This window comes from Desulfovirgula thermocuniculi DSM 16036 (assembly GCF_000429345.1).
GTDB lineage: Bacteria > Bacillota > Desulfotomaculia > Desulfotomaculales > Desulfovirgulaceae > Desulfovirgula > Desulfovirgula thermocuniculi.
Genome location: NZ_AUBR01000008.1, coordinates 62,757 through 75,641 on the forward strand (window position 1 = coordinate 62,757; position 12,885 = coordinate 75,641).

Genomic DNA, 12,885 nt, shown 5'->3' on the forward strand with positions numbered 1-12,885 from the left:
GGCGTGGGCGCAGAAGCGCGCAGAGTTGCGAGCGCTCTGCCCCTTCTGCGGAGCGGCTCACCATCTCCCAGGAGGGCTGTGGGGGCGGCCTATGCAGTGAGCGCCCCCGCAGCGGTGCCCGGCAACAGCTCCTCCAGCCGGATCTGGCAGGCTACCTCAATGTTCGGCTGGACCCACTCATATTCTACCCCAGCAAGGGTCTTCAGGACTGCGGTTACGATCACCTCCGCTGCCAGCGGCGGAACTGCGCCCCCTATCTGCGCCCTCACGGCCTCCTTCGGGCCGATGAAGACGAAGTCATCCGGAAAGGTCTGCAGTCTGGCCCTCTCCCTGTTCGTCAGAGCCCTCGGCTCTGCCCAGTGGTAGCCGTGCGTTCCGCCGCCGCCGCAGCCGGTTATCGTGGGCGACGGCTCATCCGGCCGGAGGCGGCGGTAGATGTTGCTCAGCCTGCAGCCCCTGACGTTGAGCCTTAGGTGCTCGGGTACGTCTGGGTGCCACGCGTTTCCTCCCGGCGGTATGTGCATCAGCATCTCCACCACCCTCTGCTTGTGGCGGGTGCGCTCATTGTTGTGCGGCACCTGCTCGACGCCCCGGAGCGCCTCAGCGGCGGTTACGTAGCGCCCCACATGGGTGGGCTTGGGCACCCTAAACACCAGGCCCAGATCCCTCCGGAAGCCCACAATGATGATTCTGTGCCGGATCTGCGGAACCCCGTACTCCTCGAATTTGTAGAGGTGGGGTGTTATGCGGTAGCCTGCCTCCGCAAGCTCCCGAAGGATGCTCTGGAGAGCCAGCCCGTCGTTGGCGCTCGCAAGGCCCTCCACATTCTCCGCCACGAACCACAGCGGCCGGTGTATCTTCAGGGCCTTAACGCCGTACGAGTAGAGCGGACCGTACTCACCATCTAAGCCTCTGTGCTCCCCCACGAGGCTGTAGTCGTTGCATGGGAAACCAAACAGGAGGCCGTCTATTTCGGGAAGCTTTTCCAGCTCCAGCTTCTCTACAGGGGCGTTTATAACCAGGCAGCTTCCGTCGCGGCAGAGATTGTGCCTAAAAGTCTCGCAAGCCCAGGGGTCGATGTCGTTTGCCCAGACATGGGTGCACCTGTAGACCACCCCTGCTGGACTTCTGACTACAGCGCGGCTGGCGCCCAGGGCCAGCCCGCCGGGTCCGCAGAACAGCTCCCCCAGCCTGTAGACGACCTCCATACACTCACCTCCCCAGATGAGCGGACAGGGAATCAGCACCGCGGCGTGGGAGTTTAGGTTGTGGGATGAGCGGAAGTGTGATAATAATATAATATAGCATAACTTAGACGCTCTCGGCACACTTTCCTGCAAGAGGCGCAAATTTTCCTGCTGCAGATCTCAGAGGGAAGCTGGGCTCCACAGTGTGAAACAGCAGCTGAGGGCGGCTGTGCAGCATTCCAGAGCTTCCTGGCGGCAGGCAGGGGAGATTCGGGCCGAATTATCAGGGAGCAGAAAGAAGCATGCCGCCGAATGCAGGCAGCAGGCAGCCTGCCACAGCCGGCTGCAGTGATTCCAGGCTTGGACCTCATCCTGGCTGAACCCTTAGGAAGTGCCGCTTCAGCTCGGTTCTGCCCGCTGTGGATTTGATGTGATACGCTCCGCCTCCACCACCGGTAACCAAAAGCGCCCTGAGAGGTCTTTCCTCCAGGGTGCTTTTTTATTTGCCCCCGCGGGGCGTGTGCATATTTGGAAACGAGCATTGTTTTAAATTCAGGAGGAAAAGGTGGGAATATGTAGAAAAATGATCCGAAAAAAGCCTGTAGCTTATGTGGCTTGGGCTGCAACCGTTAAAGTGGGCTATATGGAGAAAAGTCCTAATGCCGGAACTATGCAGGTCGATGGAAAGGATGGATTCTCTTGGTTTATGCTTGTTCGGGGACCTATATGCAAGTTATGCGGCTCTTCGATTCTTTTCAAAACGGGCCGGGGGTGTTTGGAAAGACGAGGGAGAACATGCCTGAATGCTTCTACCTCCGCCGGGTGCGTCCGGAAGACCGCGTTAACGTGCTAACGGTTACGGCAGCCCTCGACTACCAAACCGATGCCGACCGCCTTTGGCGTTCGGCCGTGGAAACGTACCTTAGATCCTACTACCGCTTGGCTTTTCGATATAAACGAGGTGGCCCGGCGCGACGTCGAGGATGTGCGTCGGGCAATGTCGGTGCACGAGTTTACCGGGCGGTATCCAAAAAATAACGCTTGGTACGTTTGCCGATTATGCCGCACTTTTGTTGAACATTACGGCTGAAGCCCCCTTGGCCTTCTGGACAAATACGGCTACGATGCGGAGCGGATCTACAAAATTGGGAAAGACCTCGGTGACCTGCCGGGCCTTACGGGGAACAAGATTCTACCCTTCTGGTTACGGATCCTTAAGGATGTAGCCGGCATAAGGCTTAAGAACATAGAAAAAGTTCCCATTCCCGTGGACGTACACGTAGCCAGGGCAACCTACCGGATAATTTATCGCAGTAGCCGGCGACCCGAGGTAGGTAGAGAGAAAGATAAAGTGGTCCGCACATGGTTTGAAATATGCCGGTCCTTAAACAGGCCGGAGATTTACCCCCTCGCCTTTGACGAGCCGCTTTGGCTGTTGAGCCGGGTTGGCTGTTCAGGGACGGATAACCGGGATAGCTGCCCCCGGGGACGGAGTGCATAGTGGCAGGTTTTTGCGTTTTCCAAAAAGGAGGCGAATAAGTTGCTCCTGGTGGTAGTGCCCTGCGGGAGCATGAAAATATGGCGGCTTCGTCCTGATGCCGGCCCGACGCCTGCGGCGTCCGCCCATATAGGGCCGCTTTTCAAGGTCAACAAAGAATTTGCGGAGCGTTTTGCCGATCGCTGGGTTATCCTCTCGGCAAAATATGGTTTCATTGACCCCGATTTCGTCATACCCGGGGACTACGACGTGACCTTTAAGAAACCGTCTACCGGTACGATAAGTACGACCCGCCTTAAAGAACAGGTGAGAGAGAAGGGACTGGACGAGTTTTCGCGCGTAATTGCCTTCGGCGGCAAAGATTACGTGTCCCGCGTGAGGGCTGCCTTTGCCGGAACGGGAGCGAAAGTTGAGGCGCCAACGGAAGGGCTTGAACTACAGCGTTTATATTTGGTCGAGCCGCGAGCCGGCAAAGAAAGTATGCTGGTCAAGTATGCTGGTCACCGCCTCTCCTACCGCGGCTGTGCGCAGTATTTCGAAGCTTTCTCGACCTCCCCCTGCCGCCCAGGGTGTACGAGGCCTGGTTGGGGCGGGAGAGAACCAAAAACTAGATACACGCTTGCTTTCCCTCAGAGGGAAAAGCCTTGCAGCAGGTGGCTTTTCGCCCTGTAAAAAAGTGGCACTGGTCGAATTCGGGTAAAACCCAACCTGTCTAAATTAAAGGGTCAGCCCGGAAGGAGATATAAAAATGCTGTAGAAATTTGTCCCAATAACCAGGAAATAGAATAGCGTTAGTATGACTTCCTTTAAAGCCAGGTGTATCCTGGGGGTAGGTCGAACATGGTAAGTAGGTGGTGGATTGAAGAACAAGAAGCGCTGCTTTTGAAGCGCCTAATTGAGTTTGGCAGTGCCTGCCGGACAAAGGGATGTTCACAGGTTTTCTTGGGCCTGATGCCTATTTCGCGTGAGGACCTCATGCAGGTAGAGGCTACCATTCTCACATTATTACAGCAGGATCCTGTCTCTGGTCCGGCTCTTTTGGCAGAGAAGGCTCCTGCTCATCTTGCTCTGTTCTTGGTTTGGCAGGGGATAAAAGGGTATCAGGATGGAGATTATTGGTCGGCTGTGCACGAGATCGTTGGAATTGCCGATAAATACCTAGAAGCCAGGTGGGGAGGGGCTTTTCTTGAATTCCTCGAGCGACAAAACCTCCCCTCGGGAATTGATGTGGGTGGCCACAAATACGTAACGTCAATTTTGTTGCATGGTGGAATTCCCGACAGCTGCCTCCCCGAGTATTTCCGGGAAGTAGTATGGAACCTTTTTGTCCGGAATGGGCGGACTGAGGAAGAGGACGTTTTAGAGAATTTGTATGAGATGCGGCGAAGAGCCAACGAGTTGCGTGAAAGCGGCTTGTTGGACAGGTTGGAAGAACTGCAGGCAGAAGAGCGGAAATGCCAGCGCGCATTAAAATTGATCGAAGAGAGCATCAGATGCAAGAAGGAGCTTAGGAACGCCCGGGCCAAGCGGGAATTGGCAGAGCAATTAGCAGTTAACGGAGAAAAATTGACTCAGCTAAAGCAGGAACAAAAGAGGTTATTGGAAAGGCTAATAGAGGCAGATGAGGCCGTTAGAGCTTTTAATGAGAAAGACAAAAATTTGGTGGCGAGTAGTGGAGATGCTGAGCGTTTTGCTTTTAATTTACAAAATTTTAAGTCTGAGTTTGAAATGCTGCGTTCGAGGAGAAAACATCTCCAGGAGCAACTTGACCGCGTGGCTCGGCAACTTTTCGTCCGAACAGGTTGGGATGATAGCTGGTACAACCGGTTAACGGCTGGGCAATCTAGTGCCATGCGAGAATTCTGGTATGCGGTGATAATTTGGGCCCACATTATAGTCAGTGAACTACTTAACAGACCAGTGCCGCATCTGGCCAGAGAAGGCCAGCAACTCCTTGATGAATTACAGGATTGCTTGGCGAAGTTAAACTGGTTACTTGCATCTCTGAATGAATTTGCGGCCAACTTGGAGGCCGGAATGGTCGAGGTAGGTTCCACTTTTAGCCCCTGCACCGTTGCCATCAAAAACTGTTTTGCAGGCACGCTTGACTCTAATTTGGATGAGACGGAGCAAGAACTGACGATAAAGTTTGCGGTTCTGGAGGAGAGAGTTAACAGCTGGCTTATGGCTCTCAGAGAAGCCAAATTTAGGGAACAAAGGGCTATCGAAGCCGAACGTGAACTCAATGAATTGGGACTGAAAATGCGTGTTCTTGAAAGCGAGATAGAAAGCTTACGCGAAGATTTTAAAAAGAAAGCGCGAAGATTTTCGCTGGATTATGTGCACGACGGGATTGATGTGAGGGCCTTGAAAAATTTGGTTGTAGAGCTTACTACCGAGGAGAATTGTATCAAAGCGGAGCTGAAGCAAAAGGTCCATACCTTACGCCAATTGCTAGGTAAAGAGGTGCAGATCGATGAGCTAGAAGCAGAACGATCTGGTATTCTTCAAGCGCTTGATGGAATTCGCAAAGAAAGAGAACGATTGTTTCGAGCCACACCGGCGTCCCCGTTGATAAATGTAGATAAGCCTATTCAGAGATTTCTCCTGTATGGTGGCGAAGCAGCCGAAGAGTTTTTGTTGCATACAGTAAGGGTTCTTAGCTGGTCATGCAAAGCCGGGTACGCAGTGCAACCTCCGAACTGGCCGCAGTCTTACCGGTACGAGTGTATCTGGATTGCTTTTCAGGAATGGTGGGCTGCTGAGGGGAATCATCTTTGTACTCCCCAATCGAAACGTAACAAGCCACGCCTCGTCTGCTGGCGAAAGGAAACTCAATGGTATGTGGGAGTGCAACTTCCTGAAGAGGTTTCTTGCGACATCCAACTATCGGTTATTCAAGATGGTCAGGAGTTGGAGCCGTTCCCCGGGTTGGAGGAATGCTGGGCGCTGGTCAATCTGGAAGGGAGGGTCGAAGTAACCTCGGGTAATGGAACCAGTGCTGTTTTGGCGTTAGAAGAGCTACGCCAGCGAGGGGAGCCTTGTTTTGTTTTTCGTGGCTGGGATGACCGTGTAGCTCCTCTGCCGGTTATGAAAAGTCTTAGCACGAGAAAGTTTGTTACAATAGTACCTGATACATGGCGCTATGAAGAACATTCCGTTGAAGGTTCCGTTTATGGACCGGAGCCAGTCGCTATTTCTGGGTATGCGGCGTATCTCTTTGATTTGAGCACAGAAGATAAAAAGATCACATTTGCTAAGCCTGATGGCAGGGTTTTCCACCTTGAATTTGTTCGGACGCGCTTTAAATTAGACGGGCAGCAGCTCTTTCTTCCGGGTGACTTAGACTTGGGCCCTCTTTTCGTCAAGGAACCGCCGCGATTGCATGCTTTTTATGAAGGCATCTGGGACGAAGTTGGTTCCATCGCCCTGGTAAATATGCGCAACAGAAAAGACAAGTACCAGAAACTAGAAATTCCTAGTGAGGTCGGAAACGAAATAATTTTACCGAACGAAATAATTTTACCGTTAGATAGGCTGGCTGGCTGTTATTGGGTGGTTATTCACCACAAGAACGGAGAAGAAGTGGAGAGACTTCCTTTCCGTTACGTAGTTCACCTCGAAGAAGTCCATCTCAAACCCAACCCTGTTCCTTTTTGCCCCTCGGAGGATGGCCATGGCGAAGTGGTGATAGAGTTTGTGGCGTCTGACAGTATATTTATCTGTCCCGCCCGTGGGAAAGATATTACTCCGAAAAAAATTCCAGGCGGAATTATAGCTGTGGTCCCGCCGGATCCCCGGTATGATGTAAGCGAATGGGAGATCATTTCGCCCGAAGGTTTATCTGTACCGCTTCGTTTGGTACTTGAGAGGGTATGGTGGTGTGTTGCTGATGAAGGCCAAGATCTGGAAACCATCGCGTGGAGCGACCGAACGCTTAAATTAAAACGGGAATGGTTTCAGGCTACTTCCAAAAAAGCTCTCTTTTTGCGGTGGAGTTGGCAGCGCGTTGGTACTAAAGTGGAGGTGCTAGCAGGTTTTGATAAAGCCACACGTCTTTCGTATCGAGCTTTATCTCGGGGGCCTTTGCGGTGGGTAAAGGTACCGCTACGAGAGTTTTGTGATTCCGAAGGGCTACGGCGGAATGTTCCTTTTAAACTTTGGTTTGTTGAAGCGAGGCGCGGCGAGTTTGCTAGCACAGTAGTAGGCTTAATCGAAATTCCCGATGATCCGGAACGAAGGAAGTCCTGCGCGACCTGTGATTTTGCTCGTCACAGGAGAGGGTGGTGTTGGTGCCGTAAAGAGCAATGGCCCTGCTTACCGAAGGTGGAGTTCGATCAATACCGCGCGTCGTACGTTTGCGACGAATGGCAAGGAGAATTCCTAAATGAGGAGGGCATCTGGAATTGAGCGTGTGCACTAGCGAAATGCCCCGCGAAAATGAATACGTTGTCAAGGCTTCCATGCCCAGCCCGCTCCGGCTCCTGCAAGAGGTGGCCGAGCGGTACCGGCGCTACCTCGCTACCATGTTCCATTTTCGAGACCCGGTTCTGCGCCGTTCCTTTGAGGAAGCGTTGAAGAGCGAAAATTTGGTTAAGGGACCGTATTTAGAAGCTACACCGCTGTTTAAGCAGGGCTTGACACCACGACAACTCTTTCGGGAGCTTTTGGGAACCCAATTGGAAGAAGGATTTCTCTTTGCCATTCGCGGGGACAGACCTCTCTACCTTCATCAAGAGCAAGCCATTAGAAAGGTTGCGGCAGGCCATAATGTGGTGGTGGCTACCGGCACAGCCAGCGGCAAAACAGAGACTTATCTTTTACCCATCTTGCTTCACCTTTATCGGGAGTTTAAAGAAAACCGTCTTTGCCCAGGAGTAAGAGCGCTCGTTCTTTATCCCATGAACGCGCTGGCCAACGACCAGCGCGAGCGGCTGGGTGAAATTTGTGCCCGGTTGGAAGCCAGCGGATCACGTTTTCGCTTCACTTTCGGGCAATATACCGGGGAGACCCCGGAAAACGAACGTGACTCAATACGCCATGCAGAAGAGGTCGCAAGGAGGAGGCTTCCTGGGGAACTAGTTTTCAGAGAAGAGATGAGGAAGGAACCACCGCACATTCTGCTCACTAATTACTCTATGTTGGAATACCTGCTTCTTCGTCCGTACGACAGTCCTTTGTTTGATGGCGGGCGGGCCCGTTGGTGGACTTTTATCGTTCTCGACGAAGCACACCAGTACCGAGGAAGCCGTGGTATGGAAATGGCAATGCTTTTGCGAAGGTTGAAGCGTAGATTGATTGAAGGTGGCAGAAAGGAACCGGTGCGCAGCATTGCTACCAGTGCGACTCTGATTGGCGGAGTGAAGGACAAGCAGGCAGCAGCCAATTTCGCGGCGTCACTTTTCGGAGAGCCTTTCGGTCCAGATGAGGTGATAATTGGAGAGGTAGAGGATATATTCGTGGAAAGAGGTCAGGATCGACTTACGGTCAGTGCGTATAGGGCGATGGTGGAGGCGTTGCTATCAAACACCCCTGAGGGGCGGGCAATGATTCGTGATCTTGCCCGAAGGCTGGGTGTTGAGTTAAGAAACGAAGAGGACTTGGCGGTCCAGGTAGGAGCCATTTTGCTTCATGACAACCGTGCCCATCAGTTGCGCCGTTTAATTACAGGAAGGCCTACCCTTGTTGAGGAAATTGCAAATGAAGTATTTTTCGACTATGACGGCAATCGAATTGAGGCCCTTGACCTTCTAGTACAGGCCCTAATGCTAGCCAGGGGGCCTGCTCCTGACGCTTCTCCTGGCATAGGGGGACCGCCGCTCTTGTCGGTACGCTACCACTTTTTCCTGAAGTCATTAGAAGGCGCATATATCTCTTATCTTCCGGAGAAGCAAATTGTTCTTGATCGCGCCAAAGTATCAGATGGAGGTACTTTTGAAATAGCTTTGTGCCGGGAGTGCGGTCAGCATTATTTAGTAGGGAAAATTGAGCCAGGGCCCCAAAAAGGTAGACTGGTTGAGGCTATTAGGGACCCAAGCCACCCGGATTTCGGAGTCACCTTCTTCCGCCCTCTGGATAATGAAAAGTTCCTGGAACCGGAAAACGCGGATGAGGAGGATCGGGAAATTTCCGAAAGACAAATTTTTAACCTTTGTGTGCGTTGCAAGACCATATGGCAGGAAGGTCTTTCGACCGGTTGTACCTGTGGTATGCTGCTACGGTTGGAAAAACAAAAAGCGGCACAGGAGCGAGAAGACGCAATTTCACGGTGTAGTGTATGCGGGTACCAGGGCCACGATCCCGTGCGTGAGGTAGTGTACGGCAGTGATGGCCCGCATGCAGTGATCGTTACAAGTCTTTACCAACAACTACCGGTGGAAAGGAGAAAAATACTGGCTTTCTCAGATAGCCGTCAGGAAGCCGCATATTTCGCCTGGTACCTGGATCGCTCCTACCAGGACATTTTATCCCGCAACCTGATACTTCATGTGGCGCGAAAGCTAGGCCCATATACGGAAGAGGGGTTGTCCTTGCAAGATCTCAGTGATGGCCTTTACAGGTTGTTGCTTGAGAAAGAAATGGTCGAACCGTACGTCTCAGAGCTCACCGTCCGGCGAGAGGCTATGAAGTTGGTATGTCGGGAATTTCTTACTGATGAGAGGCGGATTTCACTGGAAGGGGTTGGGCTCGGCTGGTGGACCGCCAAGTGGCCTCCTTGGTATCGCATTCCGGAGGTGCTTCTTGAGTCCCCTTGGAACCTTACAGAGCTAGAGGCAGAAGGCCTTTTGCTTCTACTGATAGACTCCATGCGGCTGCAAGGAGCGGTCGAGCTTTCAGTGCCAGAGCCATATGCGCCCCTTTCTTGGTCGGAACTGGAGTTGCTACGCCCGCAAACGGTTGTGCGGATCGGATCTCCTCGGAAGCGGTTGAAGCAGTTGGAGTTCCGGAGTTGGGATGGTCCTAAAACGGCAAGGGTTAAGCTGTTAAAGAGGATTCTGCTTATGCAGGGCCTTAGTGAGGAAGAGGCTGTGCAGGAGGCGATGTTAACGTTACGCAAGATTTGGGATGCTTTTGCTGCATACGATGAACATGCACCCCTTGCGCGCGACCGTTTTCTGCTTCAGGTGGGAGACGGACGCCGCGTTAATTCACACTGGTGGAGATTTAGGGCTTTAAATTCGCATGAGGTGATATATCGATGTTTAACCTGCGGTCGTCTCCAGCCGACCACAATAAAAGGTATTTGTGCAAGGGCCACTTGCCCCGGTCCAGTAGAACCAGTGCCTGTGTCCAAGCTTGAACCGAATCATTACCGCAGTCTTTACGAGGCTAATCTACCAGGCAAACTGAGAGTAGAGGAACACACGGCCCAGCTCAGTTGGGAAAAAGCGTGGGAATTTCAAAAAGGGTTTAAAGAAGGGAAAATTCACGTTTTAAGTTGTTCAACGACGTTTGAATTGGGGGTGGATTTGGGTGACTTGGATACCGTGTTTTTGCGGAACGTACCTCCGGAACCTTTCAATTATGTCCAGCGGGTTGGGCGAGCAGCCCGGCGGCCCGGCTATCCGGGGTTGGCGGTTGTTTACTGTCGCCGCTCACCTCACGACTTGTATCACTTTAGTGATCCCCGGCGATTGATGACCGGCCTTACGAGGCCACCGGTGTTAAAGATTTCTAATAAGAAAATCATACTCCGCCACATCACGGCAATAGCTCTTTCTTACTTTTTCAAGGCTCATCCAGAGAGGTTTACTGATGTTAAAAGATTTTTTGGGGATCTGGCCCACCCTAGTGCCGTGGCTGACCTGGAAGCCTATTTAAGTGAGAACCGAAGAGAAATCGAAAATTCTTTGCTCGATATCGTACCCGAGGAATTACACCAGGAACTCGGTATTAGAGACGGTAAATGGATTTCGTATATTTGCCGGTTTGACCCGGACGACAAGGAGACGCAATTTGTGAAAGCTGAAAAAGAACTGGCTAGCGATTGGCAGAGATTGTTGGAATTAGAGGAGATAAGTACCAAGAAAAAGGATTATCGGACAGCCCATTGGGCCGAAAAACGACGTCAAACAATTGCTCGTGAGGACGTGCTTTCCTTCCTTTCCCGCAAGGCGGTGATTCCTAAGTACGGATTTCCGACCGACGTGGTAGAACTCGATACGCAGAGGACCGGGCACGAGGCGGAAGAGATCGAACTGGAGAGGGATTTAAAAATAGCCATTGCGGAGTTTGCTCCAACTAGTCAATTGATTGCTAATAAAAAATTATGGACATCCTATGGACTTAAAAAGTTGGTTGAGCGTGAATGGGATAAGCGCTTTTACCGTAAGTGTCCGGTGCATGGGCGGTTTGACGTTTGGAAGCCCGGAGAGGATCCACCTGGCTTACTATGTTGCAATAAAATTACGCCACAGAGACAATACATTATCCCGGCCTTTGGGTTCGTGACGTCGCGCGAAAAACCAGGAGAACCCAAGGGACGTCCTGCTAGAATGTTTAGCACACGCCCGTTCTTTATTGGCCTTTTTGGTCCGGAGCGGGGCTTCACACTTTTGCCTCCGCATAAACCGTTATTGCGTGTAAGCAAAACTTGCCCCGGAAAGATGGGCGTCATTTGCGAAGGTCTAAGGGGCAGCGGGTTTTTTGTTTGTCGGGAATGCGGGGCCGGTTTTTTAGAAAGGAAAAAATCTCATAATACCCCAACAGGCCAGCATTGTTCTGGGAAGTTAGAACTTGTCTCATTAGGCCATGAGTTTGTTACCGACGTGGTTAAAATCGAGTTTCTACGGCCAGTACCGGGATCTATTGAGCCCGTATGGTTTGCTTACTCCTTGGCTTACGCCCTTGCAATTAGCGCGGCCGAAGTTTTAGAAGTGCCACCCGAAGACTTAGATACCACCATAGTTTATACAGATACGCTATACGTTCCGCCGATTATAATTTACGATAATGTACCCGGCGGCGCAGGGCTGGTGGCTTGTCTAGAAGACGAAGAAATTTTGTGGGCTTGCCTTAAAGCAGCTTACGAACGCGTACGGGGCGGTTGCGGATGCGGCGAAGAAAATAGCTGTTACGGTTGCCTTCGGAGTTACAGCAATCAATTTGCTCACCAAAAACTCCAGCGAGGTCCGGTTAAGGAGTTTCTGGCCCAATTGTTGGCGGAATGGTCACGCTAATAGTGGCGAACTGCTGCGCAGCCATCCTGTATGGTTGGAGGGAGGAAAATTCTCAAGGAGGAAATAGTCTTGTTTTTTCCGCCGTGTCTCTTATGAGATCTCTACCCAGGCCCACAAGGTGCACATCACGGTGGACGGAGGAAGGGCGCGGATTGTCACCGCAGTGGAAACCATGCCCGGAGAAGTGGCGGAGTATCAAATCCTGCTTGCCCTCTCGGGCAAGCACATCTTCGGCACCCGTTCCCGCCCAGACGAAGAGCGCGATGTGTACATCTGTCCCGCAAGAAAAACCCTTTACCGCACAAAGGAGCAACCCGACGGTTTAGTGGTTTACAGGGTGCACCGCCTGGCATGCAAAGGGTGCCCTCATCAGGGCACGTTATGCTTGAATTTGAAGCCAAAATCCACATATTACCTTCTAAAAATCCGAAAAGCCTTGAAAAATCAGCGCTCTATTTGGAAGAGAATAGCAAAATCATGCGATTTTTAAAAATCCGTAGTGCCACGTTGGTAATATATACCTGGATATTAGCCTCGCCTTGTGGTAGCATCGAAGTGTACAGCCACCCACAGGGTGAGGTGCCATGTTCGTCAGAAGGAAGGTCTTTATCAACAAAGACGGCACCAGGAGAGAATACCTCCAGATTGTGGAATCTTACCGCATAAACGGCAAACCACGCCAGCAGGTTATTGCCACCCTGGGGCGGGTGGAAGAGCTGCTGGAAAACGGCAAACTGGACCGCCTCATTGAAAAACTGGCCAAATTCAGCGAAATCCAGTGGGTGAAAATGAACCTGGAGAACGCCGAGGTGAGCTGGTCCAAGCAGTGGGGCCCGGCCCTCATCTTTCACCACCTCTGGGAAGAGAAGCTGGGCTTGGGGCCCTACCTCAGGCGCATGCTCGACCGCACCGAAAGAACATCTCCTTTTGAAGAGGCCGCTTTTGCCATGGTCTTAAACCGGCTGTGCAGGCCCCTTTCCAAGCTGGGCTTAAACGAAAGGTGGCTGCAGAGCGTTTACCA

Annotated in this window: 5 protein-coding genes and 1 pseudogene; 5 read left to right on the forward strand and 1 reads right to left on the reverse strand. The window is 52.0% G+C overall.

What is annotated here, in order from left to right; all coding sequences use genetic code 11:
• Positions 1-89 precede the first annotated feature (89 nt).
• The gene (locus G454_RS0103515; RefSeq protein WP_035106747.1) at positions 90-1,208 is read right to left on the reverse strand and encodes a DNA cytosine methyltransferase; all 1,119 of its coding nucleotides are present in this window, start codon (positions 1,206-1,208) and stop codon (positions 90-92) included.
• Between the two features lie 1,528 nt (positions 1,209-2,736).
• On the opposite strand from G454_RS0103515, the gene G454_RS21325 reads away from it, so the two are divergent.
• The 5 genes and pseudogenes from G454_RS21325 to G454_RS0103535 form a co-directional block, all read left to right on the forward strand.
• Positions 2,737-3,357 carry a DUF6884 domain-containing protein gene (locus tag G454_RS21325; RefSeq protein ID WP_342669535.1) on the forward strand — a complete coding sequence of 207 codons (621 nt, stop codon included), beginning with the start codon at positions 2,737-2,739 and terminating at the stop codon, positions 3,355-3,357.
• A 168-nt stretch (positions 3,358-3,525) separates the two neighbouring features.
• Positions 3,526-7,095, forward strand: a complete 3,570-nt coding sequence (locus G454_RS0103525; protein WP_027717481.1) for a coiled-coil domain-containing protein — start codon at positions 3,526-3,528, stop codon at positions 7,093-7,095.
• Between the two features lie 116 nt (positions 7,096-7,211).
• Positions 7,212-11,864 carry a DEAD/DEAH box helicase gene (locus G454_RS0103530; protein ID WP_211229929.1) on the forward strand — a complete coding sequence of 1,551 codons (4,653 nt, stop codon included), beginning with the start codon at positions 7,212-7,214 and terminating at the stop codon, positions 11,862-11,864.
• 130 nt (positions 11,865-11,994) lie between these two features.
• Entirely contained in the window at positions 11,995-12,354 is a 360-nt protein-coding gene (locus G454_RS21330) for a hypothetical protein (protein ID WP_156896652.1), read from the forward strand.
• A 94-nt stretch (positions 12,355-12,448) separates the two neighbouring features.
• Positions 12,449-12,885, forward strand: a pseudogene (locus tag G454_RS0103535) (IS1634 family transposase); the annotation flags it as partial.

Coding starts and splice junctions, on each gene's coding strand:
- G454_RS0103515 (WP_035106747.1), bottom strand. CDS start 1,208: ATGGAGGTCGTCTACAGGCTGGGGGAGCTGTTCTGCGGACCCGGCGGG.
- G454_RS0103525 (WP_027717481.1), top strand. CDS start 3,526: ATGGTAAGTAGGTGGTGGATTGAAGAACAAGAAGCGCTGCTTTTGAAG.
- G454_RS0103530 (WP_211229929.1), top strand. CDS start 7,212: ATGTTCCATTTTCGAGACCCGGTTCTGCGCCGTTCCTTTGAGGAAGCG.